Origin of the sequence: Amycolatopsis keratiniphila (assembly GCF_000400635.2) — a bacterium.
Taxonomy (GTDB): Bacteria; Actinomycetota; Actinomycetes; order Mycobacteriales; family Pseudonocardiaceae; genus Amycolatopsis; species Amycolatopsis keratiniphila.
This window is the reverse complement of record NC_021252.1, coordinates 2248914-2275367: the sequence shown is the minus strand read 5'-3', so window position 1 is coordinate 2275367 and position 26454 is coordinate 2248914. Positions and strand designations below refer to the sequence as shown.

Genomic DNA, 26454 nt, shown 5'->3' with positions numbered 1-26454 from the left:
CACGAAACCCGCGATGCGCGGCGTTGATCCGATCCTCGGAAATCCTCCAGTGCTCGAGGACCGCAACCGAGACCGCGTTCATCTGGGGCAACCGCCTTGACCTGTGTCAGCATCCTGACATACTCTCGCCTATGTCAGGATGCTGACACGACGAAAAGGAGCATGACCTTGCCCGCCACCGGCCCGGACTTCATCTCGCTGCAAGCGCGTGACCTCGACGCTTCGCAGGCGTTCTACGAGCAGTACCTAGGCCTCGTCCGCTCACCGGCCGGCCCTCCGCACGCCGTCGTCTTCGAGACGAAGCCGATCGCTTTCGCGCTCCGGGAGGTCATTCCCGGCACCGACCTCGACTCCATCCCGCAGCCCGGCATCGGCGCCGCGATCTGGCTGCACGCCACAGACGTCCAGACCATTCACGACACCCTCGTCGCCGATGGGCACACCATCGTCTCCGCGCCGATCGACGGTCCCTTCGGCCGGACGTTCACCTTCGCCGACCCCGACGGCTACCGCATCACCCTCCACGACCGCGGCTAAGACGCCGCCCAATCACGGAACGCGGTGACGAACTCCTCGGGAGCGTCGGATTCCACATAGGTGCCGGCGCCTTCGACGATCACGGTCGCGTGGTCGGCGAAGGTGGCTTCCAGGCGTTCACGTTCCTGGGGGCGGAAAGCGATGTCCTTGTCTCCCCACACGATCAGCGTCGGGAAGTGGGCGATACCCGGAAGCCCGGCCTCGATCTCGGCGAAGAAGGCGCGGCTGGCGAGGACCCGGTGAGGGAACATGGCGGAGGCCCGGCGTCGCCCGGGGTTGTCCATGGGCCGCCGGTAATGGGTCATTTCGAGCGCCGTCGGCTTGCGTCGCCGATGCCCCAAAGGGACGAACATGTTGACGACGAAGTTCAGCCGCCTGGCCAGAAAACGGCCAGGCGGGCCGCCGAAGATCCGGGAAAAGTACTCGAAGTGGAAGACGCCGTTGACCGGCCAGGCCCAGGTGTTGGCGAGCACCAGCCGGGTGAAGACGTCCGGCCGCCGCTGCACGGTGGCCAGGCCGATCAGGCCGCCCCAATCCTGGCCGACCAGAGTGACGTCCCCCAGGCCGAGCGCGTCGACGAACGCGGTGACGACGTCGGCGTGCTCCTCGGGCCAGTAGCGGTATCCGGGCTTCGGTGTCGACAGACCGAAGCCCGGGTAGTCGAGGGCGACACACCGGAAGTCCTTACGCAGCGCGCGGATCACGTCGCGCCAGAGGAACGACCAGGTCGGATTGCCGTGCAGGAACAGAAGCGTGGGGCCTGATCCCTCGTCGACGTAATGCACGATGTTCCCGTCGATGTCGACGAAACGGCTCTCGAACGGGAACAAGTCTTCGTCGACCCAGAAGGGCCTCACGTTCGCGGTGACATCCGACATGGCGACCCCTCTCCGGTAGACTTGAGCTTGTCACGCACACTTGAGAAAAACAAGTTGAGGGATTCCATGCGGAGCTACGGCCAGTACTGCGGGCTCGCCCGCTCCCTCGAAGTCGTGGGCGATCGGTGGAATCTGCTCATCGTCCGGCAGCTCCTCATCGGTCCCGCCCGCTACCGGGAGCTGCTCGACGGCCTGCCCGGCATCGCGACCAACCTGCTCGCCGACCGGCTCCGTGACCTGGAGTCCTCGGGTGTGGTCGAGCGGCGGCTGGCCGGCTCGGGCAGCGTGGTCGAGTACGCCCTCACGCCATGGGGCGCCGAACTTCGCGAGCCGATCGAGAGCCTGATCCGCTGGTCCACCCCGCTGATGACCCGAGGCCCCGGCGACGACTCGTTCCGGCCGGAGTGGCTCGCACTCGCCGTCCCCGCCTTGCTCGGCGCCCGGGTGAAGGTCCACTCCGCGATGACGATCGGCCTCGAGATCGGCGGCCCGCCCTACCAGCTCCGCGCGACACGCTCCGGCTTCGAGGTAGATCCGCACGACGGCCGCGAACTCGACGCCACCGTTCGCGCCGTCCCCGCCTGCGTCCTCGGCCTCGCCGCCGGCGCCCTCACCCTCGAAGACGCCCGCGCGCTCGGGCTGGTCGAGATCGACGGGGACGAGTCCGTCGTCCGCACCGTCTTCGCCGCCTGAACCGCCGGCGACCAGTCTCAAGAGAGTCTGCTGCGAACGTCGTGGATTTCCCTGCTGGTAACGCCGGCTGTGCGCAAGTACTGCTCGACATCGAAGCCTTCGAGGGTCGCCATGACGGCCTCTTCGACCGTGGTGCCCCGGTCCGCGAGGACAGCCTGGATCAGCGGCTCTTGGTCGGCAGTTCCCATCGCGGCGAACAGGGCCCTGAGGGCTTCGGCGGACAGGGCGTAGTCCGCGGCGATCGCCTGGGGTTCGACATCGGCCAGCGCAAGCAACAGAAGCGCGATCACTCCGGTTCGGTCTCGACCGGCGCCGCAGTGGAACAGAATCCCACCGGGATCGGCGTGGGCCATCGCCTTGATGACGGCAGCGCAACGCTCGGCCTTCCGCTGAAGGAAGACCGGATAGTAGAGCGGTGTGCCGTTGAGCCGCTCACGGTTGACGTGCTGCCAGAACTCGATGTCGTCGATGTCGTCGAGCGGGACTTCGAGCCGGTCGACGCCGGTCGGTACGGCAGGACCTATTGAGGCGGCGGCGAATTGTGCCGAGCCCGCCTGTGCCGTCAACGGAGTTTCAGCAGGCCGGATCTCGTCCGCGTTGCGGAGGTCGACAACCGTGCGGACGCCGGACTCACGCGCTTGGGCCCAGCCTGTCTCGGTGACGAAACGAAGGTCCGCCGCCCTGAAGAAAGCTCCATAGCCGGTCGTGCCGCCGGACGTGGTGGGCAGTCCGCCGAGGTCCCTGGTGTTGAAGAAGCCTTCCCAGGTCACGGCTCTGCTTGTGCTCATCGTTCGGGTGCTCCGTCCTCACTGGAGTCGTCGGCCAGCAGGGCGGTCGCGGCGGTGTAGGCCTGTTCGTCTTCGGCGAAGGTGTGCCATCCACCGAAATAAGCGAGCCGCCGTTCGCTGTCGACTACGGCCTGTGCCAGCTCGCGCACTCGATCGTCGGTCGCTTCGAGGTCAGCGAGGTGGCGCAGCGCGGCGATTCGGACAGGCAGGCAGTCGCCGTGCGCGAGCGGGTAGGCCAAGTCGGTCAGGATGGTCACAGGCTCGGTTGGATCGCCGGTGATCCGTGCCAAGGCGTAGGCGGCTTCGGTGCGAGTCCAGTCGTCGGCGGAACAGCTCAGGGAACGAAGCTCGTCCACGCACGATGCGGCTTGTGGACCGAGGTCGGCCAGCAGCGCGATCGTCGTGTGCCAGAGACCCGGCCTGGCTACGAGGTCTGTCAAGACGGCGACGGCCGTTTCGGGATCGGCGCCGGTGCGCCACAACGCCCATGCCACGGCCGGTTCGCTCGCGTGGCGACGCAACGCGTCCACCGCGCCGACACCGGCGGGCCCCATGGCACCGATCGCTTTCGCGGCCGCGGGCCGGACCTGCTCGTCGTCAAGGAATCGGATGACGACAGGTAAGGCGGCGGCCGCGCTCGGCCCCCATGCCGCGATCACCTGGCACAGGTTCAGCGCGAGTATGGAGTCACGGCGGGCTTTGGCCAGCCGGCCGATGACGGCGTCCAGAAGGGCATCGACGTGTCCGCGCAAGGGGATCAGTACCTCGCCGATCGCCGGCTGATCCAATATCGGATTGGTCCTGTCGTAGTAGGAGCCCGCAGGGCTGAACCCGAGGCTGCTACGGCACAGCCGTTTCACCAGACCCGGCACACAGCCTGGATGATGCTGCCTCGCCAATGCCCACACCGCGGCATCGCCCACGGTCGTCGCTGTACGAGGGGCCCGCGCCGTGTGATCGAGGGTGCGGGCGATCAACTGCTCGGCGTACGGCGCTCCCCTTTCACCCACGCAGGCGAGCAGGGCAGCCGCCCGGTAACGCGCTTCGGGTGATTCGTCGTCTAGGTGCGCGGCCAGCAGGGGAAGCAACTCTTCGGTGGTGGTGCGCCACAGGGACAGCACCTGTTGAACATGCCTGAGCGCGGCGACTCGCTTCGCCACGTCGCCGGAACGAGCGACGCCGAGTGCGAACGCGGTGGCCGCGCCCGGGTCGCCGAGCAGCAAACTCCCGGTCTTGTGGACGAGAGCCTCCGGGCCATGGCCGACCCATTCGGAATCCTGGTACTGCGCGGTATCAGCATTCAACACCCCGGAGATGAGCAGGCCGACCTTGTCCGTCGCGACAGCGGGATCGGACACGGCCAGAGCGTGCACGGCGGCCAGTCCGGTCAGTGGGTCGTCATCGGTCACCAGCGTGTGCAGGCACTCACCTGATGCCCCGTCCTGCGACCAGGCGAACACCACACCCAGCGCGCCCACGACATCGATCCGGATCGTGCGATCGGTCTCCACCGTCCACCGGCGACGCAGCATCGCGATCGACTCCGGATGACGGATACCGTGAGCGACCAGCGAGATCGCCGCCCGCCGAACGGCCGGATCCGCGTCGTCCAGCAGCGCAAGCAGTCGTGGTCTCACCCTGTCGAGCGCAGGCTGCCAACCAGCGTCGACGAACCGCTCGGAAACCTCGACCGCTTCACCCGCCAGCCAGCTGATCAGCTCAACCACCTCGTGCCGCCCGTGGACGGCCGGATCACCGGCGAGATCGGCCAGACCGGGCAGCGCGGCCGACGCCGCCGAGCACACCCATCCGCCCTGATGGAAAAGCTTGTTCGACAGGTCGAAAAGCGAGTTCGACGCCGTCTTCACATTCGGGCTCGCACAGCCTCGGAGCAACGCCGGGACATCCGCCGCGTTGCCGTAATTGTGCTCGAGCCGCGACCAGTCCACATCGTCCACCGTGTCCCCCATACCGCGACCCTAGACAAAAAGCCGCGATGGCGTCAGGCCCGGTTGCGCCAGACCTGGTTGCGCGCCGCGAGGCTGCACGGCCACTGGATGAGCTGGACCCCGCTACGGGTAGATCCGCCAGGGATGTCCAGGCACTTACCGGACCGTATGTTCTGGATGTAGTGGTAGTGCCAGCCGTTCTCGGAACGGATGTGGCGGAACTGCCACAACTGGCTGCCACCGGAATCGGATTGGCAGTCCCAGAGGTGGAGTTCGACCCCGGCCGCGCTGCTCTTGCCGGGTACGTCAAGGCACTTGGAGTTCCCGCTTCCGACCTGGAGCCGGAAGGTGTTCTCCCGGTTGAAGTCCTGGGAGAAGTGCCAGAGCTGGTTGGTGTCCCCATGGCAGGGCCACTGGATCGCTGCCGCGCCGTTGGGGGTGACCTTGGATCCGTTGCCGTGCGCGTCGAGACATTGGCCGTTCAGCGCGCTGACAATGGGCGACTCGATCGCCGCCGAGGCCGGCTGGGCGGCCGGCAGGGTGGCGATCAGCGCTGCCGAGCAGAGAGCGGCCATTACGCGGAGGTTGGTCACGTCTTTTCGTGCCTTCCGGTGGGTGGCTGGGTCGGTTTCCGGCCGTTGTGAAACCAGCAGCCCCTATTTTGATTTCCGGAGTCGCGAATAGCGATAGTTCCCAAGAGAATCAGTCATTCGGGTGTCCTCTGGCGTCTCACGACGACACCGGTGCCAGGCGACCACGGCCTCCATCACCCAACCGAACTATTCACCATCACTGGCCGGGTCCGCGCCGCGCCAAGCCAACCACTCTTCGAACGATTCCTTCAGACTGTCGCTGACCGCGTTGGCAGGACCTACAGCCAAGCCAGCCAAAAGAGTTTCGACTGATTCACGATCCAGATGAAGGGTCAGGAAGACAGCCGGGTCGACAAGTAGTGGTTCAGAAGCCAACCCAGCACCCTTGATGGCGGAGACCGCCTGCGATGCCTCGTCAGCAGTCAGCTCAGGTAATTCGATGCTCCAGCAGAACGACTGCTCGGCATCTGATCCCGTCCGGAAGCTCACGGGTTCGGAACCCGCGGTTTCCCCGCTACGCAGCTGTCCACGAAGTGATCCCCATGCAGCGAGATCCAATCCGCCGTGGCGCTGTACGGCTCGTCCCACGGCGCGCCACCGGTAAAGCGTTTGTAGTTGGTCAAGCACACCTCAGGCGCGCGAACCGCGGACTCCGCGAGGAGCGCGACGTGCGCCTCAGCTCCTTGCTCACCTGCCCTGCGCAGCTCCACCGCCTTTTGCTCCTCGCTCATCATCGAGCACGAGGAGACCAGGAGCACCATCGCACCGGCGGCCACCGTGCGCCCCCACTTCGTTGTCATGCACACAGCCAATCAGCACGGCGTTCGCGCGTCTGACACGCCTCCGGTGGCAGCGACCTCAGCGTCGTCCGTCTGGAAAGTCATCCACCAGCTCGTCGTGTACCAACCTGACAGCGGTCACCCACGTCGGAAAGGGCGCGTCGTTCTCGGTCGCTTGCTGCTGGGTTTGCGCGGCCACTTCCAGCACGAGGGCGTCACACCATCGCAACTGCGCGCCGATCCCGGCACGAATCGCGTCGACGTCGATACGACGTCGCTGGATCGCGTCCGCCATGCGCACGAGGAATCCGATGTACATGGTCAGGTGCTGATGGGTGTTGAGTTCGCCTTCGAGCTCACCGCGGTAGTAGTCCCGGTCGCCGGGATACCAGAAACCGCCGGCCACCTGCTCGGCGGTGACGTCGCCGTCCGACATCCGAGCCCGGAGATGTTCGAGGGCGATCCGGTGCGCCAGGAACGCGACGGACAGGAACTCCGTCATCAGGTGGTTCGTGGTGCTCTGCCGGTCCGCCCGCCGCGCGAGATAGAGAGACGAGGTGAATCCGCCGACCGAACCGAAGAAGGCGCCGAGCGCAGCAGTCACAAACGGAAGCCACATCCATCGAAGCTACCGAGAACCGCCGAACAGGAACACCGTACCGACTGAGGCCAGGCCAAAGTCCGGACACGAAGAAGGCCCAGGTCGATGACCTGGGCCTTGTGCTCCCCCGCTTGGACTCGAACCAAGAACCCTCCGGTTAACAGCCGAATGCTCTGCCAGTTGAGCTACAGGGGATTGTGCTCCGTACCAGCCGGATCGCTCCGACCGATGAGAGAACTTTAGCCCATGCCCTCCGGCGGCCGTGCACCCACCCCCCACTTTCGACATCACCTCGTCAAGCTCGCGTTTTGAGGGACAATGACAGCCGGAGCAAGATCGAACGGGAGGCGTGGACTCGGATGAAGATGTTCCTGCTGGGTGCGGCCGCGGGCTACGTACTGGGCGCGAAGGCCGGCCGCGGGCGGTACGAGCAGATCGTGCGGACCTACCGCAAGGTCGCCGACCACCCCATGGTGCAGGGCGCCGCCGGGGTCGCTCGCGCCAAGGTCGGTGAGCGGTTCGGGCGGCCTCAGCGCTGATCCTTCGCCGCGTCAGGCCACGACGGCGACCACGAAGATCCGCCGGAACTCGAACCAGGTGGTCCCGTCGGGGCGCGGCGGGTAGGCCTCGTCCAGCTTGCGGGCGAGCTGCGCGCGGAAACGGTCCCAGTCTTCCCCGTGCAGGACCTCCTTGACCGGCCGCAGCGCGGTGCCGGTGATCCATTCGAGTACGGCGTCCTCCCCGGACAGCCGCTGCAGGTACGTCGTCTCCCAGGCGTCGACGGCGCAGCCCGCGTCGGCGAGCAGGGTCCCGTAGCCGAGCGGGCTGTCGACGGCCTCGTTCTCCCGCAGGACGACGCCGGCGAGGCGCGGAGCCCACTCGTCGGTGCGCGCGAGAGCGCGGGTCAGGGCGTGTGACGGGGCGTCGAAGTTGCCGGGCACCTGGAACGCGAGGATCGCCTCGGACGGCAGGAGGTCCACCCAGCGGCGGAGCAGGTCACGGTGTTCCGGGACCCACTGGAGCACGGCGTTCGAGATGACCACGTCAGTGTCGGGCTCGGGCACCCAGTCGTTGACGTCCAGCACTCGCGCGTCGACACCTCGTGATCGCGCGGCTTCGACCATTTCGGGTGAACTGTCGCTCGCCTCGATGATCGCGTCCGGCCAGCGCTCCGCCAGGCCGGCGGTCAGATTGCCGGGGCCGCAGCCGAGGTCGACGACGCGGCGGGGCGCCTCGGCCGGTATCCGCGCGACGAGGTCGTGGAAGGGCCGGGCCCGCAGGTCGGCGTAGTCGAGGTACTTGACCGGATCCCACACAGTACGAGCGTACTGCTAGCTGTCCGGCTTCGCCAGCTTCCTGGCCGCTTCCTCGGCGATCGCCTTGACCAGGTCGACGTCGGTGCCGGGATCGGGCCGCACCTGCAGCACCGTGCCGTCCTGACCGGGGACCTTGCGCTCGACGAACCATGCTCCCCCGGTCCCGAGGTCCTTGCGGTACCGCCCGCGGACCGAGCCGTCGACCCGCTGCCGCACGAGGATCGGGACCTTGCCGGGCCGGGCGAGCTCGAACCGGACCGGGGTCTTGTCGGCCAGCAGCACGGCGTCCCCCGCCATGCCGGTCTCCTCGGATTCGGTCAGGGTCAGCACCCCGGTGGACCACGCGGCCTTGCCGACCAGATGCCAGCCGACCCGGCGCGGGCCCGGGATCCACAGGCCCAGCGGCGTGACCAGCAGATATCCGCCGCCTTCGACCGCCGCGCTCCCGACGACGTGCTCGCCGTCGTCCAGCGAGCCGTCGAAATCCGCCGGGACACGGTCACCCAGCAGGTGACGCAGCCAGCCCATGCTCAGTCCAATCCGCCGATGGCCTGTTCCTTCAGCGCCTTCCGGTACTGCTCGAGCGCGACGAGGTCGCCGAACAGCGCGCGGTAGTCGTCCGGCGCCTCGACCGGGGAAAGCCGCTGGAGCTTCGACTTGATCTCGTTGATCTGGCGGCCGACCAGGCTTTCCTGCACCGCCGCGAGCTGCGCGGAGATGTAGCGCGAGTCGACTTCGCCCTTGGCGCGTAACGGTTCCACCGAAAGCTCGCTGAGCACGCGCCGCACCGTGCCCTGTGGGCAGTGCGGGGCGGCCGCGTCGAGCAGGGCGGGCCCGGTCAGCCCGGAGCCCGCTCCCCCGGCGGACAGCAGCGCCTTATGGATGGCGACGTAAACCGGATGGGTGAACGCGTCTTCGGGCAGCGCGTCGTATTCGGCTCCGGCGAGCATCGGCTGCTGCAGTGCCGCCTTGAGCGCCTCACGCTGCGCGATGAAGCGCGGGTCGCCGGGCGCGGGCCGGGGAAGGTCCTCTTCGGCGGTGGCGGTGGCCGCGGCGGCGGGCCGCCGGACCTCGACGGTGGCGGAGCGTTTCGCCGCCGCCCCGGCGCTGCCGCGCACCCGGTTCACCACCTGCGCCGCGTCCTGCCAGCCCACCCACCAGGCGAGTTTCGACGCGTAGCCGTCCCGGCTGGCACGGTCCTTGATCCCCGCCACCAGCGGGACGGTCTTCTGCAGCGCGGCGACCTGGCCGTCGACGGAGTCGAGGTCGAAGGCCTTGAGCATGCTCTTGATCGCGAACTCGAACAGCGGGATCCGCCGCGCGACCAGGTCGCGCACCGCGGTGTCGCCCTTCGCGAGCCGCAGTTCGCACGGGTCCATGCCGTCGGGGGCGACCGCGATGTAGGTCTGCCCGGCGAAGGTCTGGTCGCCTTCGAAGGCCTTCAATGCCGCCTTCTGGCCGGCTTCGTCACCGTCGAAGGTGAAGATCACTTCGCCGCGGAAGGCGTCGTCGTCCATCATCAGCCGCCGGAGGACCTTCATGTGGTCCTCGCCGAACGCCGTCCCCGACGACGCGACGGCCGTCGGGACCCCGGCGGCGTGCATCGCCATCACGTCGGTGTAGCCCTCGACGACGACGACCTGGTGCCGCTTCGCGATCTCGCGTTTGGCCAGGTCGAGACCGAACATCACCTGCGACTTCTTGTAGATCGGCGACTCCGCGGTGTTCAGGTACTTCGCCGAGACGCGGTCGTCGTCGTACAGGCGCCGCGCGCCGAACCCGACCACCTCGTTGCCGACGTCGCGGATGGGCCACAGCAGCCGCCGGTTGAACCGGTCCATCGGCCCGCGCTGCCCTTCCTTGGCCAGCCCTGCCGTGAGCAGTTCCTTGACCTCGAACCCGCGGTTGAGCAGATGTTTGGTGAGCTTGTCCCAGCCCGCCGGCGCGTACCCGCAGCCGAACGTCTGCGCGGCGGCCGCGTCGAACCCCCGTTCCGACAGGAAGTCCCGCGCCGCGCGCGCGTCCGGGGTGAGCAGCTGCTCGGCGTAGAACTCCTGGGCCGCGCGGTGCGCCTCGATCAGCCGGGCGCGGGTGCCGCGATCACGCTGGACGCTTCCGCCGCCGCCCTCGTAGGTCAGCCGGAAACCCACGCGATCCGCGAGCCGCTCGACGGCCTCCACGAACGAGATCAGGTCCATCTTCTGGATGAACTTGATCACGTCACCGCCTTCGCCGCAGCCGAAGCAGTGGAAGGTGCCGTGAGTGGGGCGCACGTTGAACGACGGGGTCTTCTCGTTGTGGAACGGGCAAAGCCCTTTCAGGCTGCCCCCGCCCGCGCTGCGCAGCGCCACGTAATCACCGATGACCTCGTCGATCCGGTTGCGCTCGCGCACCTCCGCGATGTCGCTCTCCCGAATCCGTCCTGCCACGCTCATCACTCTAGTTCCCGCTCCCCGAGCGCTGTGCGGCACACTCGGGGAATGAGCACCGCCCTGGACGAACTCGCCGGGAACTTCGCCGCGCTGCGGCCCCACCTGGTGTCGGTCGCCTACCGGCTCACCGGCACGCTGTCCGACGCCGAGGACGCGGTCCAGGAGTCGTGGCTGCGCCTGAGCGGCATGGACGAACGCCGCCGCGCGGCCATCGAAGACCACAAGGGCTGGCTGACCACCGTCGTCAGCCGGATCTGCCTCGACCGGCTGCGGTCGGCGGTGGTGCGCCGCGAACGGTACGTCGGGGAATGGCTGCCCGAACCGGTCCTCGGCCCGCTGGGCACCCCTTCGTCGGAGGACCCGCTGGCCGTCGCCGTCCGCGACGACGGCATGCGCATGGCCGCGATGGTGGTCCTCGACCGGCTGACGCCGGAGCAGCGGGTCGCGTTCGTCCTGCACGACGCGTTTTCGGTGCCGTTCGGCGAGATCGCCGAGATCCTCGGCTGCACGACGGACGCCGCGCGCCAGCACGGTTCCCGCGGCAGGCGCGCGGTCGCCGACGCCGATCCGCCGCCGCGGACGGCGCTCGCCGAGCAGCAGCAGATCATCGAGAAGTTCATGACCGCGATGCTCACCGGCGACATCCAGGCGGTGGCCGAGGTTCTGCATCCCGACGTCGTCCTCGTCGGCGACGGCGGCGGCAAGGCGCGCACGGCGATCCACACGGTCGCCGGGTTCGACAAGGTCACCCGGCTGTTCCAGGGCCTCATGCGGATGTACGACCCGGCGGGGATGGAAAAGGCGAGGCTCGCGCTGGTCAACGGCGACCTCGGCGTCTATCTGCCGCCGCAGCCCGGTTCCGAGCGGTACCGGGCGCTGGACGAGCACGTCGACGCGTTCGTCATCCGCGACGGGAAGATCGTGGCGATCTACGACATGGCGAACCCGGACAAGCTCACGACCGCGCGGACCCGCGCCGGCCTCTGACCGCGTTTAGTCCTCTGAATGCGCCTGGGCGCATTCAGAGGACTAAACGCGGGAATCTCAGGGAAGCGGGATCTTGCAGGCATCGCCCGAGGTGAAGCCCTGCGCGGTGATGTCCAGCGCGCTGTTCATCCGGGCCCGCATGTTCTCGAGGCCGATCTGGTAGGTCAGCTCGATGACGCCCTTGCGGCCGAATTCGCGTTCCAGTTCGGCGACCTGCTCGTCGGTAGCGGTCACCGGGCTCGCGGTCATCGCGTCGGCGTACGCGAGCGCGAGCCGTTCCTGGTGGGTGAAAGCGGGCGACTTCGCGTAGTCGTCGATGTTCTTCAGCCGTTCGATGTCGAGACCCTCGTGCAGTTGCAGCATGGTCCCGAAGTCGATGCACCACGAGCAGCCGAGCTGGGTCGCGACGCGGTACACGGCCAGCTCGCGCACGTTCGACGGCAGTGTCTTGCTGGCCTTCTCCGCCATCATCTCGTGCATGCCGTTCGCCCGCAGCAGGGCCGGGTGGTGCGCGTAGACGGCCATCGGCTCGGGCACGGCGCCGAAACGCTTGCCTGCGAACTTGTAGAACAGCTTCAGCAGGAAACCGGCTTCGGCGGTCTTCACGGCGGGAATGCGCGGCATGGTGTCCTCCTCGTGCGAGTGCGTTCACCGACTGGACGAGGCGCCCCGCGCGGACGTGACAGCACCGTCGGTGACGTGCGCCACCCTCGCTTTTTAGCCTTTTCGCCGGAACCGCCAGTCGATCATCGACGCTACGCTGGTGAGCCGGCACTTTTCCTTCCACCGAGGAGGACCATGCTCGCCGTCGAGGATCCCGCCACCGGACAACGGATCACGACCGTTCCCGACTGCGGGCCCGCCGAGGTCGACAAAGCGGTACGCGCCGCGGCGGTCGCCTCCCACGCTTGGCGCGCGGCGGACCGGCGCGCGGCCTTGATGTCGTGCGCGGTCGTCGTCGAGGAGGCGGCGCCCGTGCTGGCCCCCGTTCTCACCGAGGAGCAAGGGAAACCGCTTCGCGAAGCCGAAGCCGAGTTCGCCGGAGCGGCGGCGCGATTCCGGCATTTCGCGGGGTCTGGGACCGAATCCCGAGTCGCGGACGAAGGGCCGGTCGCCGCGATCACGCCGTGGAACTTCCCCGTTCAGCTGGCCGTCGCGATGCTCGCATCGGCGTTCGCCGCGGGGAACACGGTGGTGCTCAAGCCTTCGCCGCGCACGCCGCTCACCACACTGCACCTCGGCCGGATGCTGGCGGAGGTGCTGCCGCCGGGTGTGCTGACCGTGCTCACCGGCCAGGATCCCCTCGGCGAGCTTCTCATCGCCCATCCCGGGATCCGGCAGGTCGCCTTCACCGGGTCGGCCGAAACCGGGAAGCGGATGGCGGCCGCGCCGGAATGGCGACAGCTGGCGCTCGAACTGGGCGGCAACGATCCGGCGATCGTCCTGCCCGGCACCGACCCGGCCGCCATCGCGGAACGGCTCTTCTGGAGCGCTTTCGCCAACTGCGGGCAGATCGGTGTGGCGGTCGAGCGGGTCTACGCCGTCGGACCGGTCTACGACGGCGTCGTCGAGGCGCTGGCGGCCATGGCGGCGGAAGTCGTGGTGGGCGACGGAAGGACGCCGGGAACGCAGATCGGCCCGGTGAACAACCGGCCGCGCCATGACCGCGTCACCGGTCTCACCGACGAGGCAAGGGCGAGCGGCGCACGGATCGTCACCGGCGGGCCGCTCGACGGGCCGGGCTACTTCTTCGCACCGGCGATCCTCGCCGAGGCGCACGACGGGATGCGGGTGGTGACCGAGGAGCAGTTCGGGCCGGTGCTCCCGGTCGTCCGATGCTCCACAGTGGACGAAGCCGTCGGGCTCGCGAACGCCACGGCGCCCGGCTTGTGCGGATCGGTATGGGGCGCGGACGAGGAACACGCCGCCGAAGTCGCGGCACGGCTCGCCTGCGCAACGGTTCGGGTCAACGAACACCGCGCCGGCGAGCCGTTCGCCGGCTCGCGGTGGTCCGCGAGCCGGGCCGGGCTCACGGAGTGATCGTCCGGACGTCCCACACCCAGACGCCGTCGACGAATTCGGCGGGCTTGCGCAGCAGAAGATCCACGGTGGTCCGGAAAGCGTCCTGGTGTTCGCGCGGGATCAGCACGAGCACGTCGGCGTTCCAGTACCGCAGATCCTCCAGCGCCTGCACCCGCTGCGATTCGGTGATCGTCGCCGGCACGCCGGTCTGCTTGATCTGGTCGAAGATGACCGACGTCGGCCGCTGGATGGCGCCGTAGCGGCCGCGTTTGTCGTCGGGCCCGCTCGGGCCCACGAAGTAGCCCTCCGGCATCGAGTAGCCGAGCCCCGCGTCGATCTGCCAGTGCAGCGGCTCGGATTCGCCGGAACTGGGCAACGGCACGGGCACGACGGTCCCGCCGGGCGCGACGTAGCTCCGCCAGGTGCCGTCGGCGAGGAACCTCGGCGTGGGCGGCCGGTCCTTGACGATCAGCTGGGTCGGCGCGATCGGCAGCAGGACCGCGATGACCACGCCGATCCACACCAGCCGCAACGGGAATCGCCGCTCCCCCGGAACTTCGGGCAGTTTCGACGCGACCGTGTAGACGCGTTCGGTCGCCAGCGCGAGCAGGGCGGCGATGAGCGGGATGCAGCCCATCGCCAGCCGCGATTCCAGCAGCGACTCGAACAACGGCAGTTCCGAAAACAGCTTCCACGGCCCCGGGATCCCGGTCTCCTCGTGCACCACGATCAGTTGCACACCAAGGGAAAGCCAGGCCATCACGAACATCGAGATCGCCAGCGCCCGCGCGAACACCTCGCGCCACAGCCAGGCGGTGATGACCACCATCAGCACGATCAGCGGCCAGCCGAAGAACGCGTTCTCTTCGGTGCGGTTCATCGACACGTCCGCGGCGGCCTGCGGCTGCCCGGCGACGGACTGCGTCGCGAACCGGGTGAACGCGGCGGTGTCGTTCCCGACCGGGCCGTGCTCGATCGCCTGATAGCTCTGCGGGCCGAAGAACTGCCACCACAGCGGGAAAGCGCACAGCACGAGCGCCACGAGCACCCCGATGCCGACGCCGATCCCCAGCGGTTTCGCCATCGGCGGGAACTCGCGGTAGTTCGTCGCGAAGTAGGCGATGGCGAAGATCGCGAACGCCATCGCGAAGATCAGCAGTGGTTCTTCGCCGAGGAAGATCTGGTACGCCGCCAGCAGGCCGAGGAAGATCCCGTTGCGGACCGGGCGTTCGCCGCGCGCGATCTTGAAGACCTTCAGCGCGATGAACGGCAGGACGAACCACGCGACGAAGTTCGGGTGCGCGTTGCCGTGCGAGATCATCGGCGGGGCGAAACCGGCGAACGCGCCGCCGATGGCCGCGCCGACCCGGTGGGTGACCAGATGCCGCGAGAAGACCCAGTACCAGGCCGCCGCCGTGCCGGCGAGACCGCCGGTGAGGGCGATGGCCCAGGTGAGCGTCGGGCCGAAGGTGAGCGTGACCGGCGCAAGCGGGATGCCGATGCCGAGCATGGCCGTGTTGGCCATCAGGTTCACGCCGAGCGGATGGTTCTGGAAGTGCGAACTGAGCGGGTTCCTCAGGTGCAGCACGTTGTCCGCGGTGACGGAGAAGAACCACTCCCACAGGTTCTGATCCGACGCGCTGTTCCAGAGATAGCCTTCCTCGAGGTCGAGCCAGAGCCCGTTGTAGAGCAGGAAGGCGAACAGCAGGAAGCCGCCCATGATGGCGGCGTCGGCGGCGGCGAACCGGCGGGGTCTCGTGGGAGTCTTCCCGGCGTCCACCTCCGCCGTCTCAGCCTGGAAAAGACTCACTGACCGTCCTCACGGCTCGACTACGCGGGCGAGAAAGTAGATCACACCCGTCGAGGCATGCCTGACGAGCAGAAGGAAGGGGCGATCGACGGCGACTTCCAGTGGCTCGTCGACGATGAGCGACGTCAGCCGCATCAGCACCGCCGTCGCGGCGGCGCCTTCGAGGCCCTGCTCGTCGATGCGGAGCACGGACTGGTGGAGCACCTCGGACACTTCGAGCCGGTCGTCGTCGGCGAGGCCGGTGAGGTCGGCGCCGGCGGTGAACATCGTCCGCACGCCGAGCTCCTGGAGTTTCGCCGTCAGCGGGCTGTCGACGTCGAGGTCGAGTTTCGGCAGGGACAGCGCGATCGTCTTGGACCGCGTGTTCTCCAGCAGGCCCGCGAGCTTCCCCGCGTCGAGTTCGGCGTCGTCGAGGTCGCCGTCCGGCAGCAGGACGATCGCCTCCACCCCGCCCTCGGCGCCGAGGCGGACGACCTGCCAGCCGTCCTCGTGGGTGTGGTCGAGCTGTTTTTCGAGCCACATCGTCGGCACCGTACGGGTGCCCGACGGCGCGTGGAAGTCCGCGGGCGCGGTGTTGTCACGCGAGAACGGATTGGTCCAGGCGGTTTTGAGATACAGGGCGTTGACGATCGCGGCGACGGTGTCCTCCGCGACCGTTCCCGGCTTCAGGAGTTCGGGGATCAGCTCGCGGGTGGCCCGCGCGACGTCGGCGTTGATCAGCCGCCGCGCGGCCTCCGGATCGTCGCCGAACGGGGCGCTCTCGACCTTCCCGCCCGGCCAGGTGGCGAGTTCCTCGCGGAAGGAGTCTTCGAGCGGGAGCCCGTCCCAGGCCCAGAGCGTGTTCGCGACCGCGAGTTCGGGACCGTCTTCGAGCAGTGACGAGGCCTTGCCCAGCAGGTCGGCGAGCTCGTCCGGGTCGCCGAGCAGCGCGATCAGTTCCTCGCGGGTCTTCCCCTTGGCGGCCTCGGTCACCAGGCCGAGCGCGCTCGCGATCGAGTACGGCGAGAAGCACGCGTTCTCCGCGCGGCTCGCCAGCACCCGATAGAGGTCCAGACCAAACCGGAGGTGGCTTTCGACGGCTCCCATGCCGCAGACCGTACCGTGCACGGGCCCGTCCGTCTCCTGTCCGAAAGTTCGGTTTCGGTTCGGCGGTCGTGCGTGTGTTAGGGGACGGCGCGTGTGATCAGGTGGACGACACGCGTGACTGGACGGACGACACACGCGTAGCCGGAGCCGTCCGCTTGAACACGCGTGTCGTCCGTCTGGTCACGCGTGTCGGCCATCCAGTCACGCGACACCGCCGTGGCGGCCGGTGTGCCAGGCGTGCCACGCGTACGCCTGCGCGTCCGTGAGCGACGCCACCTGGTCGACGACCACGCGCAGGCGGGCCGCGTCGTCCGCGGCGGCCTCCCAGGCGGGCAGGAAGAGGCCGTCCAGCGCGTCCGGCGCGCGGCGGCACAGGGCGCCGACCAGTTCGGCGAGCGTCTGACGCTGACCGTCCTGCATCGCGAGGCGCCGTTTGTCGCTCATCACGTACCGCAGCGCGAGCGCCTTGAACAACGCGACCTCGGCCGCGACCTGCTCCGGAACGACCAGGCGTGCGGCGTAGCGGCTCAGCGGTCCCTCGCCGTGGACCTCCCTCGTCGCGCCGACCACCGCCGTCGCGAACCGGCCGACCAGCTCACTCGTCAGCCGTTTCAACGCGACCTGCGCCTTGAGCGATCCGTCGAGCCCCGGTTCGGCGAGTTCCGCGACCACGGGCAGGTCGAGCAGTTCCTTCGCCGCACCTTCCAAAGTGGACTGCGACTGGTGCGAAAAACTGCGTGCCGCCTCGGCCACCGCCGCGCGTTCCTCCGCGTCGGCCAGTACCCGCAACGAGATCCGGCCCGCCAGCACGCCGTCCTCGACGTCGTGCACGGAATACGCGACGTCGTCGGACCAGTCCATGATCTGCGCTTCCAGACAGGTGCGGCGCTCCGGCGCCCCTTGCCGGACCCACGCGAAGACCTCGGCGTCGTCGGCGTAGACGCCGTACTTCGGATTGCCTTCTTCGCGAAGCCACGGGTACTTCGTCGAGGCGTCGAGACAGGCGCGGGTGAGGTTCAGCCCGCCGGCCGCCCCGCCTTCAAGCAGGACCTTGGGCTCCAGCCTGGTCAGGATGCGCAAGGTCTGCGCGTTGCCCTCGAAACCGCCGCACGGTTGCGCGACCTCGTCCAGCGCGCGCTCGCCGTTGTGCCCGAACGGCGGGTGCCCGATGTCGTGCGCGAGACCGGCGGTGTCCACCAGATCCGGGTCCGCGCCCAGTTCGTCCGCGATCCCCCTGCCGATCTGGGCGACCTCCAGCGAATGCGTCAGCCGCGTGCGCGGGACGCCGCTGACCTCGGCACCTTCACCCGGGCCGACCACCTGGGTCTTGCCGGCCAGCCGCCGCAGGGCCGCCGAGTGCAGCACGCGTGCGCGATCACGGGCGAAGGCGCTCCGCCCGTCTTCCGCGCCCTCCAGCGCCGCGCCCTTGGGCCGCTCGGGCAGCAGGCGCGCCCTGTCGGCCTCGGTGTAGGTGTCGCTCACCAGCCAAGCTTAAGCGCGATCACCGACACTTATCGGGTTCAGACCTCCGCGGGGAACCTGGTGAGGCGGTAGTACAGCAGCGCGCCGGTCTCGCGGACGATGTAGCGCGCCTGCGTCTCGCGGGCCTGCACGATCGGGCCGCGGTGCGTGGGCGACGTCCAGGCGTCGAGCCCCAGGTCGTCGGCCATCACCCGCGCCCGGAACGAATGCCACGGGTCGCTGACCAGGACGGCGGTCTTCCAGCCCCGCTGCTGCACCTGCTCGGCGACCGCGCGGAGGCTGCGGAGGGTGTCGCTGCCCTCACCGACCGGCAGGGTCGCCGACACGGGCACGCCGCGTTTGCGCAGCCACTGCGCTCCCGCGTGCGCCTCGGTGTAGTTGTCGTCGGCCTTCTTGCCGCCCGCGGTGACGATCACCTCGGCGACGCCCCGGTCGTACAGCGCCTTCGCCTTCTCCAGCCTGGCTCGGAAGATCTCCGACGGCCTGCCGTTGTACTGGGCCGCGCCGAGCACCACGATGACGTCGGCCCGGTCGCGCACGTCCTCCCGCGCCACCTGCCAGACCCGGAACGCCGTTCCGCCGATCAGCGCGACGACGATCAGCAGGAATCCCGCCAAGGTCCGGCGCACCCAGTTCGCGCGGGTGGGTTTGGTCCGTTCGGCGGTACTCACGAGGTGATTCTCGCAGAGCGGCGGAGTGATCTCAGAGCCAGCCGTGCTCTTCCGCGAGCCGCACCGCCTCGGCCCTCGTCCTCGCCCCGGTCTTGCCCATCGCGGCCGAAAGATGGTTGCGCACAGTGCCTTCGGAAAGGTGCAGCGAGCGGGCGATGTCGGCCACCGTGCTGCCGTCCTTCGCGGCCTTCAGGACGTCGTGTTCGCGGCCGGTGAGCGGGCTCGCGCCGGTGGCGAGCGATTCGGCGGCGAGTGCGGGATCGACCACGCGGAGCCCGCCGTGGACCCTGCGGACGGCGTCGACGAGTTGCTCCGGCGGAGCGTCCTTGACCACGAATCCCGCGGCACCGGCCGCCATCGCCCGCGACAGGTAGCCGGGCCGCCCGAAGGTGGTGCAGATGATGATCCGGCACAACGGGAGCGCGCCGTGCAGTTCGGCGGCGGCCTCGAGACCGTCCTTGCCCGGCATCTGGATGTCGAGCAGCGCGACGTCCGGGGCGGTCTCCTTCGCCCGCTGAAGCACTTCGTCGCCCGAGCCGACCTGGGCGACCACCTCGATGTCGGATTCGAGGCCGAGCACGGTGGCCAGCGCCCCGCGCACCATCGCCTGGTCGTCGGCGAGCAGGACCCGGATCACGCGCAGCCTCCAGCGGGTTCGGAGAGCGGCGCAGGCACGTCGCTCCGCAAGGCGGACTCGGGTACCTCCGCCCGGACGAGCCATCCTCCCCCAGGCGGCGTGGTGGCGGTCAAGGTCCCGCCGACCGCGTCCAGCCGTTCGGTGAGACCCTGCAGACCGTTCCCCGCCATCGCCTCGCCGCCTTCGCCGTCGTCCTCGACTTCCAGCCAGGTCTTGCCGAGACGGACTTTCACGTGCTTCGCGCCGGAGTGCCGGAGCACGTTGGTGACCGCTTCCCGCAGTACGTAACCGAAAGTGCGTTGCAGGGCCGGGTCGACGTTGTCCACCGCGTGCGGCAGGTCCGCGTCGATCTCGGCGGCCCGCAACGCCGCCCGCGCTCCGGCGACCTCCGCCGACAGCGACACCTCGCGATATTCGGACACCGTGGCGCGGATGTCCGAAAGGGCGCTGCGGGTCAGGCTCTCGACCTCGCGGATCTCCTGCAGCGCGCGGGAGTCGTCGTTGCCGCTCTCCAGGATCCGGCGGGCGAGCCCGGCTTTGACCGTGATGGTGGTGAGGCTGTGACCGAGGATGTCGTGCAGATCCCGCGCCAGGCGCTCGCGTTCACCCGCCACCGCGAGCGTGGCGATCTCCTGGTTGGCCGCCTCCAGTTTCCGCACCGCGCGGACCAGGTTCGCCATGAAGAACATCGCCGCGGTGATCGAGGCGACCGCCACGAGGTCACCGAAGTCGTCCTTCCCGATGGCGAGGTGGACGCCCAGCACCAGCAGCAGCGCGCCGCCGTCGAGGATCACCGCCCACGCCGGCGGCAGCGTGAACGCCAGCACCGCCGTCGCGTAGATCAGGATGTACGGGTTGTTGTCGTGCAGGAAGACCAGGGCGAGACCGACGAGCAGCATCAGCGCGGAGAAGACGTAGGTCAGCTTCCGGCGGGAAGGCCGCAGGCTGAGCGGGAACAGCACGTAGCAGGCGCCGTAGAAGAGCAGGAGAGCGGCGATCACCAGCTCTTTCCCGTTCGGCCCGTCGGTGGCCAGATCGACCGCCGCGGGGACGAAGCTGGGCAGGACGAAGGCGAGGCCGAAGATCACCCACCGCCTCGGACGGGGACCCCGGCCGGTTCGCGGCGGCATGTCCGCCCACCAGTTCTCCCGGGTGTTCAAACCCGTCTCGACCCTGCCCGGGTAGTCGCTCACCGGTTCACCCTTTTCTCAGACCCGCGCACTGTCCTTACGGTAACGCCTGATCACCAGCGTCCCGAGGACCGCGGTCCACGCCGCCAGCACGCCCAGCGCGGCCGGGAGGCTCACCGTGAGCTGATCGGTGACCACCGGGCGGACCAGCTGGATCAGCCAGTACGTCGGCGTCGCCTGGGCAAGGTCGGCCATCCACGACGGCATCCCGTCGATCGGGATCCACAGACCGCCCAGGAAACCCATGCCCATCATGACGATCATGTTCAGCGGCTGCATCGACTCCGGCGTGCCGAACTGGCCCAGCAGCAGGCCGAGCAGCACGAGCGGGATCGCGCCGAGCCAGATGCCGAGCACCAGCCGCAGCCAGCCGGCGGCGTCGAGGTGGACGCCCTGGAACAGGACGCCGACCAGCGGGACGACGAGCAGTGACGGGAGCGCGACGAGCATCGCCGAAAGCGCCTTGCCGCCGAGGTAGCCGGCGCCGGTCAGGGGGGTCAGCCGCAGCTGGCGCTGCCAGCCCGTGGACCGCTCGATGGCCAGTTTCGCGCCGCTCGTCATGGCGGCGGAGAAGGCGCCGAAGGCCATCATGTTGACCATGATCACGCCGGAGATGTTCAGCTGACCCGAGGCGAAAACGTTGGCCTGCAACAGGAACATCAGCACCGGGAAGGCGACGGCGAAGAGCACGAACCGGGTGGAGCGGAAGGTGCGGACGATCTCGGTCTTGAGATAGGTCGGGTTCATCGGACGGTTTCCTCGGTGGCTTCGGTGGTCAGGGACAGGAACGCGCCTTCGAGGCCGACGGCGCTGATCTCGATGTCGCGCGCTCCGGGGATTTCGGCCAGCAGCGCGCGCAGCGTGGCGTCGGAATCGGAACTGGAGATCGCGGCGCGGCCACCGCGGAGTTCGAACCCGGTGACCGCGGGCAGCCGCGCGATCACCGGCTCCGCCGCCGCGGGCACCACCGCGCGGATCGTGCGTCCCCCGGCCAGCGCACGGACCTGCGCGACCGAACCGTCCGCGACGATCCGCCCCGACCGCATCAGCACCACACGGTCGGCGAATTCCTCGGCCTCTTCGAGATAGTGGGTGGCGAACAGGACCGTGCGGCCGGTGTCCGTGTACTCGTACATGGACTTCCAGAACTCGCGGCGCGTGCCGACGTCCATCGCGGCGGTCGGCTCGTCGAGGATCAGCAGATCGGGGTCGCTCACCAGCGCGACGGCGAACCGCACCCGCTGCTTCTGCCCGCCGGAAAGCCTGGTGGAGCGGCGGTTCGCGAGGTCCTCGATCCCGGCGCGGCGCAACGCCTCCCGCACGGGCATCGGCTCGCGGTGCAGCGCCGCGACCATGCCGACGGTCTCGGCGACCGTGAGATCCTCGACGAGCGCGCCGCCCTGCAGCATCGCGCCGATCATCCCGTCGCCGACCGCGTCCCCCGGCTCGCGGCCGAACACGGTCACCGTGCCACTGTCGGGCACGCTCAGGCCCAGGATCATGTCGACGGTGGTGGATTTGCCCGCGCCGTTGGGGCCGAGGAGCGCGACCACCTCGCCCGGCGCGATCGTCAGGTCCACGCCGTCGACGGCGTGAACGTCGCCATAGTGCTTACGCAGCCCGGAAAGCCGGACCGCCGCCCCCGCGGTGATGTCTTGTTCTCGCATGCTTAGAGCATGTCGCGCGGGGGCGTCGCGGCCGTGGGCCGCGCGTCATGACCTGAGGGTGACAGTTGTCAGGGGTGCGCCGCGGGCTGAAGGGGCCCATCACCGCATCCGATGCGGGGAAAGCTCCCTTCGCCCAATCGCGCGCTCGCGGCCGCTTCAAGTACGTGAAGGCCCCCTTCACTGCGCTAGACGCAATGAAGGGGGCCTTCACGTACTTGCGGAACTCAGGCGCCGATCAGCCGGCCCGCCAGGTACGACTCGAGCTTGTCGATCGCGACCCGCTCCTGCGCCATGGTGTCGCGCTCCCGCACGGTCACCGCGAGGTCGTCGAGCGTGTCGAAGTCGACGGTGACGCAGAACGGCGTCCCGATCTCTTCCTGACGCCGGTACCGCTTGCCGATCGAGCCGGCGTCATCGAAGTCGACGTTCCAGTGCTTGCGCAGCATCGCCGCGACGTCGCGCGCCTTCGGCGTGAGATCGGCGTTGCGGGACAACGGAAGCACGGCGACCTTGAACGGCGCGAGCCGGTAGTCCAGCTTCAGCACGGCTCGTTTGTCGACGCCGCCCTTGGCGTTGGGGACCTCGTCCTCGTGGTACGCGTCGACCAGGAACGCCATCATCGACCGGCCGACCCCGGCCGCGGGCTCGATGACGAACGGGCGGAACCTCTGCTTCGAAGCCTGGTCGAAGAACGACAGGTCCACGCCGGAATGGTTCGAGTGCGTCGTGAGGTCGAAGTCGGTACGGTTCGCGATGCCCTCGAGCTCGCCCCATTCCTGGCCAGCGTTGAACGCGAAGCGGTACTCGATGTCGACGGTGCGCTTCGAGTAGTGGGAGAGCTTTTCCTTCGGGTGCTCGTAGTGGCGCAGGTTCTCCGGCTTGATGCCGAGGTCCTTGTACCACTCGGTGCGCGCGTCGATCCAGTACTGGTGCCAGGTCTCGTCCTCGCCCGGCTCGACGAAGAACTCCATCTCCATCTGCTCGAACTCGCGCGTGCGGAAGATGAAGTTGCCCGGCGTGATCTCGTTACGGAACGACTTGCCGATCTGGCCGATGCCGAACGGCGGCTTCTTCCGCGCGGTGGTCTGCACGTTGAGGAAGTTGATGAAGATGCCCTGCGCGGTCTCCGGGCGGAGGTAGTGCACGCCCTCCTCGGACTCGACCGGGCCGAGGTAGGTCTTGAGCATCATGTTGAAGTCACGCGGCGCCGTGTACTCGCCACGGTTTCCGCAGTTCGGGCACGGGACCTCGGACAGGTCGTCCTCGGTCGTCTCCTTGCCCGTCCGCGCCGAGAAGTCCTCGGCGAGCTGGTCGGCGCGGAACCGCTTGTGGCAGGAGAGACATTCGATCAGCGGGTCGGTGAAGACGTCCAGGTGACCCGAAGCGACCCACACCTGGCGGGGCAGGATCACCGACGAGTCGAGGCCGACGACGTCGTCGCGGCTCTGCACGACGGTCTTCCACCACTGGCGCTTGATGTTGTCCTTGAGTTCGACACCGAGGGGCCCGTAGTCCCACGCCGACTTGGTACCGCCGTAGATCTCTCCACACGGGAAAACGAAGCCTCGACGCTTGCACAGGCTGACGACGGTCTCAATGGTGTTGGCGGGCACTCCACGCTCCGAAGCATGCGGGGACGGGTATGGGCTAGAAGGACAAGACTAACCGCCCGTCCCCGCGCGACCTCCGGCGAGGTCGGACCGCTCAGGGCCTGCTGACCAACGAGGCGGTGACGATGCGGTTGTCCTCGTAACCGTCGGTCCCGCCGACGTACTCGCCACCGCAGGTGACCAGCACCAGCCGATGCGGTCCGTCCGGCCCGAACAGCTTCTCCGACTGCTCGGCGAGCTTCGTCTTGTGCACGGTGACGATCTCGCCGATCTTGTACACCCACTTGCCGCCGTCGGTGTCGACGACGTCGACCTGCTGGCCGGTCTTGAGCCGCCACAATTCGTCGAACGGGCCCTTCTTCCCCTTCCAGTTCACATGCCCGGAAAGCAGGGAAGCGCCCTGGTCGGCGCCCAGTTTCGCGCCCCACCAGGTGGCTTCGTCGAGGCCCTCGGGGATGGGGAGGGTCCCGTCCGCGGTCAGTTCCTTGCGGATCAGTTTCGCCGTTCCGCCGCCGGGGAGTTTGACCGTGCCGGGCGCCTGTCCCAGGTCGGCCGGGGTCTGGGGCGCCTGCGCCGCCGAAGTGGTCGCCTGGTCCTGCGCGGCCGCGACGACCGGATCACTCTTTCCGGTGAAAACCACCACGGCGACCACGGCCGCCACCACGAAGAGCGCGGCGCCGATGAGGATCAGCCCCAGGCTGGAGCGCTTCTTCGGCTGCTCCTCGCGCGCGTCGTCCACGTCGAACTGTCCCACCATCGGGTATTACTCCTTGCTCGCGTCTAGCCGGTGTCGCTAGACACGCGACGCGAGCCGAGAGAGGTTGCACCGATTTCAGGCGGGCGGGCCGGAAACGGGGGTCGCGACGATCACCCGGTTGTCCCGGTAGCCGTCCGTCCCGCCCAGATAGTCGCCGCCGCAGGTGACGAGGACCAGCCGGTGCGGCCCGCTCTGCGCGAACAGCTTCGCCGCCTGCGCGGGCAGGTCGTTCTTGTGCACCGTGACGATCTCCCGCACGCGATAGACCCAGATGCCGCCCGCCGCGTCGCTGACGGCCACCTCCTGGCCCTCCCGCATCCGCCACAACTCGTCGAACGGTCCTTTGACGCCGCCCCAGTTGACGTGCCCGGAGATCAGCGCCGTACCCGCTTCGGCGCCCAGCCGCGCACCCCACCAGGCCGCGTCGCCGAGCCCGCGCGGGATCGGGAGGACGCCGGTGGAGTTGACCTCGGAGCGCACGAGTTTCGCCGATCCGCCTTCGGGCAGGCGGATGGTGCCGGGTCGCTGCCCGCGTTTCGAACTGTCGGCGGGGAGCGCCAAGGGAGCACCGTCCTCACCGGGCGCGACCGCGGGTTCCGCGAACGACGACACCGGCTGTTCCGGCGGGATCCAGGTCAGCACGATCACGCCCGCGGAGATGGCGAGCGCGGAGACCACTGCGGACAGTGCCGCCTGCCAGGGCCGCACGGGGCGGCTACTTCTCCCGCACCGGAACGGGCTTGCGACGGCGGAGGAGCAGCATGGCCGCGGCGCCGATCACGATGCCGCCGCCCAGCAGGCTCAGCCCGACCACGGTCCGCGTCGAGTCGGCGGCCTGCGGCGGGATACCGCCCGCGGGCACCGTCCCCGGCACCGCGGGCTGCGCGGGCGCCGCGCCCGGTCCGGTACCGCCGGCGGGCTTCGCGACGAAGTTCTTCGGGATCGAGCAGCTCACGCCGCCGAGCACGAGCGTCGTGCGGGCCTCGCGCAGATCCTTGCCCGCGTCGTCGCGGACGTGCGTGACGATGTCCACCTTCCAGCCCGCCACCGCGGTCACGTCGCCGTTGCGCCAGCCGTCCTGCCGGATGAGCTGGTCGAAGGCGGTCACGCGGGACACGGTGAGGTCGGAGGTGGTGTCGTCCTTGCCGATGTTCTCGTTCTTGATGACCGACGGCGGGCCGAGCTTGAGGCCCTTGACGTCGACGCCCGAAGCGCCGGACGGCTTGAGCGCGCCGGTTTCGTCCCGCACCCAGATCTTGCCCACGCTCGTCGACGACGTCGTCTTGCCCGGCGACGAGCAGTCGACGGCGCTCTTCGCGCCTTCGAGCACCAGCACGGTGTTGTCGGCGGGCTTCGCGCCTCCGCGGCCGTTGTCGAGCAGGGCGAAGTTGCCCTCCGCGACCGCCGTCGGGACCGTGGTCTGCTGCAGCGCGGCGACCACGTTGTGATCGCGGCTGGCGATACCGGGCGGGAACGGGCTCTGAGCGCCGAAGCGGCCCAGGTTGACGGCCCATTTGTCGCCGAAGGTGCTCTTCTCGCCCTCGTCACGCGGGACGACGGTGCGGTCCGGGGAGAGTTTCGACAGGCCGGGCGTCAGCGGCGAGCGCTGGGTCTCGGTGATCAGCGATCCCGGGTTCCCGATGCGCACCGACGCCACGTTCGCGAACGACACGGGGCCGGTCTTCTCGTCGACGGCCTGCGTCGTCTGCGCCGAGGCGAGCCCCGGAACCGACGCCAAAGCGACGGCCGCCGTCGCGGCGGCCAGCTTCGTCACGAAACGAGTCATGTCTCCCCACTGCCTCTCCGGGCCGTCAGAGCGCGGTCGTCAGCGTAGAAGCGACGAAACGCTCCGCGACAACCTTGCACCGTTGGCGACCACATGCGAAGTGGAATGGTCATTTCTTTGCAAAGTCACCCGAATGGAGCAGTAACATTGCCGCCAAGTGGTCGCCCGGTCGGCGAACAGACC

28 protein-coding genes and 1 tRNA gene are annotated in these 26454 nt (G+C 68.8%); 5 read left to right on the top strand and 24 right to left on the bottom strand.

The features are described 5' to 3' along the window. The first annotated feature begins 168 nt into the window (after positions 1-168). Positions 169-537, top strand: a complete 369-nt coding sequence (locus tag AORI_RS51610; protein WP_043848667.1) for a VOC family protein — start codon at positions 169-171, stop codon at positions 535-537. On the opposite strand, the gene AORI_RS51605 is transcribed toward AORI_RS51610, so the two are convergent. After that, on the bottom strand, positions 534-1415 hold the full coding sequence (locus AORI_RS51605; RefSeq protein ID WP_016332503.1) for an alpha/beta fold hydrolase: 882 nt from the start codon (positions 1413-1415) through the stop codon (positions 534-536). The genes AORI_RS51610 and AORI_RS51605 overlap by 4 nt on opposite strands. 66 nt (positions 1416-1481) lie before the next feature. On the opposite strand from AORI_RS51605, the gene AORI_RS51600 reads away from it, so the two are divergent. After that, positions 1482-2108, top strand: coding sequence for a winged helix-turn-helix transcriptional regulator (locus AORI_RS51600; RefSeq protein ID WP_016332502.1), 627 nt, complete (start codon positions 1482-1484; stop codon positions 2106-2108). Between the two features lie 17 nt (positions 2109-2125). Here AORI_RS51600 and AORI_RS51595 read toward each other — a convergent pair whose 3' ends face one another. From AORI_RS51595 to AORI_RS51570, 7 genes are all read right to left on the bottom strand, one after another. Further along, positions 2126-2878 (bottom strand): tyrosine-protein phosphatase, encoded by a 753-nt coding sequence (locus AORI_RS51595; RefSeq protein WP_081809654.1) that lies wholly within the window; start codon positions 2876-2878, stop codon positions 2126-2128. Positions 2879-2892: 14 nt separating this feature from the next. Next, positions 2893-4866, bottom strand: a complete 1974-nt coding sequence (locus AORI_RS51590) for a HEAT repeat domain-containing protein (protein ID WP_016332500.1) — start codon at positions 4864-4866, stop codon at positions 2893-2895. Between the two features lie 32 nt (positions 4867-4898). Continuing rightward, complete coding sequence (locus AORI_RS51585; RefSeq protein WP_123798347.1) at positions 4899-5420, bottom strand: RICIN domain-containing protein; 522 nt, start codon at positions 5418-5420, stop codon at positions 4899-4901. Positions 5421-5624: 204 nt separating this feature from the next. Next, entirely contained in the window at positions 5625-5927 is a 303-nt protein-coding gene (locus tag AORI_RS83260; protein ID WP_123798345.1) for a hypothetical protein, read from the bottom strand. Then, positions 5924-6238 carry a hypothetical protein gene (locus AORI_RS51580; RefSeq protein WP_043848666.1) on the bottom strand — a complete coding sequence of 105 codons (315 nt, stop codon included), beginning with the start codon at positions 6236-6238 and terminating at the stop codon, positions 5924-5926. Before AORI_RS51580 ends, AORI_RS83260 begins: the two co-directional genes overlap by 4 nt. A gap of 58 nt (positions 6239-6296) precedes the next feature. Further along, positions 6297-6836: a hypothetical protein gene (locus AORI_RS51575; RefSeq protein ID WP_123798343.1), complete on the bottom strand. Its 540-nt coding sequence runs from the start codon at positions 6834-6836 to the stop codon at positions 6297-6299. 104 nt (positions 6837-6940) lie between these two features. Beyond that, positions 6941-7013: transfer RNA gene (locus AORI_RS51570), tRNA-Asn, on the bottom strand. 113 nt (positions 7014-7126) lie between these two features. Between AORI_RS51570 and AORI_RS51565 the strand changes: the two genes are divergently transcribed. Then, the gene (locus AORI_RS51565) at positions 7127-7357 is read left to right on the top strand and encodes a hypothetical protein (protein WP_228688334.1); all 231 of its coding nucleotides are present in this window, start codon (positions 7127-7129) and stop codon (positions 7355-7357) included. Positions 7358-7369: 12 nt separating this feature from the next. Here the strand turns inward: AORI_RS51565 and AORI_RS51560 are convergent, their stop codons facing one another. The 3 genes from AORI_RS51560 to dnaG are packed head-to-tail and all read right to left on the bottom strand — an operon-like array spanning position 7370 to position 10569. Then, positions 7370-8134 carry a trans-aconitate 2-methyltransferase gene (locus AORI_RS51560; RefSeq protein WP_016332495.1) on the bottom strand — a complete coding sequence of 255 codons (765 nt, stop codon included), beginning with the start codon at positions 8132-8134 and terminating at the stop codon, positions 7370-7372. A gap of 15 nt (positions 8135-8149) precedes the next feature. Further along, positions 8150-8662 (bottom strand): hypothetical protein, encoded by a 513-nt coding sequence (locus AORI_RS51555; RefSeq protein WP_016332494.1) that lies wholly within the window; start codon positions 8660-8662, stop codon positions 8150-8152. 2 nt (positions 8663-8664) lie between these two features. Beyond that, complete coding sequence (gene dnaG / locus AORI_RS51550) at positions 8665-10569, bottom strand: DNA primase (protein ID WP_037342879.1); 1905 nt, start codon at positions 10567-10569, stop codon at positions 8665-8667. A 45-nt stretch (positions 10570-10614) separates the two neighbouring features. Between dnaG and AORI_RS51545 the strand changes: the two genes are divergently transcribed. Then, positions 10615-11553: a sigma-70 family RNA polymerase sigma factor gene (locus AORI_RS51545; RefSeq protein WP_016332492.1), complete on the top strand. Its 939-nt coding sequence runs from the start codon at positions 10615-10617 to the stop codon at positions 11551-11553. Positions 11554-11610: 57 nt separating this feature from the next. Here the strand turns inward: AORI_RS51545 and AORI_RS51540 are convergent, their stop codons facing one another. Then, the gene (locus tag AORI_RS51540; RefSeq protein WP_016332491.1) at positions 11611-12177 is read right to left on the bottom strand and encodes a carboxymuconolactone decarboxylase family protein; all 567 of its coding nucleotides are present in this window, start codon (positions 12175-12177) and stop codon (positions 11611-11613) included. A gap of 174 nt (positions 12178-12351) precedes the next feature. On the opposite strand from AORI_RS51540, the gene AORI_RS51535 reads away from it, so the two are divergent. Continuing rightward, positions 12352-13593 (top strand): aldehyde dehydrogenase family protein, encoded by a 1242-nt coding sequence (locus AORI_RS51535; RefSeq protein WP_016332490.1) that lies wholly within the window; start codon positions 12352-12354, stop codon positions 13591-13593. Here the strand turns inward: AORI_RS51535 and AORI_RS51530 are convergent. From AORI_RS51530 to AORI_RS51475, 12 genes are all read right to left on the bottom strand, one after another. Then, positions 13583-15385, bottom strand: a complete 1803-nt coding sequence (locus AORI_RS51530) for a hypothetical protein (RefSeq protein WP_016332489.1) — start codon at positions 15383-15385, stop codon at positions 13583-13585. The two genes, AORI_RS51535 and AORI_RS51530, sit on opposite strands and share 11 nt — an antisense overlap. A 9-nt stretch (positions 15386-15394) precedes the next feature. Further along, entirely contained in the window at positions 15395-16471 is a 1077-nt protein-coding gene (locus tag AORI_RS51525; RefSeq protein ID WP_016332488.1) for a serpin family protein, read from the bottom strand. 201 nt (positions 16472-16672) lie between these two features. Beyond that, complete coding sequence (locus AORI_RS51520; RefSeq protein ID WP_016332487.1) at positions 16673-17953, bottom strand: deoxyguanosinetriphosphate triphosphohydrolase; 1281 nt, start codon at positions 17951-17953, stop codon at positions 16673-16675. A 38-nt stretch (positions 17954-17991) separates the two neighbouring features. Continuing rightward, the gene (locus tag AORI_RS51515) at positions 17992-18624 is read right to left on the bottom strand and encodes a YdcF family protein (RefSeq protein ID WP_016332486.1); all 633 of its coding nucleotides are present in this window, start codon (positions 18622-18624) and stop codon (positions 17992-17994) included. Positions 18625-18655: 31 nt separating this feature from the next. Continuing rightward, entirely contained in the window at positions 18656-19261 is a 606-nt protein-coding gene (locus tag AORI_RS51510; RefSeq protein WP_016332485.1) for a response regulator transcription factor, read from the bottom strand. After that, positions 19258-20454, bottom strand: coding sequence for a sensor histidine kinase (locus AORI_RS51505; protein ID WP_016332484.1), 1197 nt, complete (start codon positions 20452-20454; stop codon positions 19258-19260). Before AORI_RS51505 ends, AORI_RS51510 begins: the two co-directional genes overlap by 4 nt. Positions 20455-20469: 15 nt before the next feature. Further along, positions 20470-21198 carry an ABC transporter permease gene (locus tag AORI_RS51500; protein ID WP_016332483.1) on the bottom strand — a complete coding sequence of 243 codons (729 nt, stop codon included), beginning with the start codon at positions 21196-21198 and terminating at the stop codon, positions 20470-20472. Next, positions 21195-22118, bottom strand: a complete 924-nt coding sequence (locus tag AORI_RS51495) for an ABC transporter ATP-binding protein (protein WP_016332482.1) — start codon at positions 22116-22118, stop codon at positions 21195-21197. Before AORI_RS51495 ends, AORI_RS51500 begins: the two co-directional genes overlap by 4 nt. Before the next feature lie 224 nt (positions 22119-22342). Beyond that, positions 22343-23731, bottom strand: coding sequence for a glycine--tRNA ligase (locus AORI_RS51490; RefSeq protein ID WP_016332481.1), 1389 nt, complete (start codon positions 23729-23731; stop codon positions 22343-22345). Between the two features lie 91 nt (positions 23732-23822). Further along, positions 23823-24485, bottom strand: a complete 663-nt coding sequence (locus AORI_RS51485; RefSeq protein WP_016332480.1) for a class F sortase — start codon at positions 24483-24485, stop codon at positions 23823-23825. A gap of 75 nt (positions 24486-24560) precedes the next feature. Continuing rightward, a complete protein-coding gene (locus tag AORI_RS51480) occupies positions 24561-25193 on the bottom strand; it encodes a class F sortase (protein ID WP_016332479.1) in 633 nt (210 codons plus the stop codon). Positions 25194-25200: 7 nt separating this feature from the next. Further along, positions 25201-26271, bottom strand: a complete 1071-nt coding sequence (locus tag AORI_RS51475) for a hypothetical protein (RefSeq protein WP_016332478.1) — start codon at positions 26269-26271, stop codon at positions 25201-25203. Positions 26272-26454: the final 183 nt, after the last annotated feature.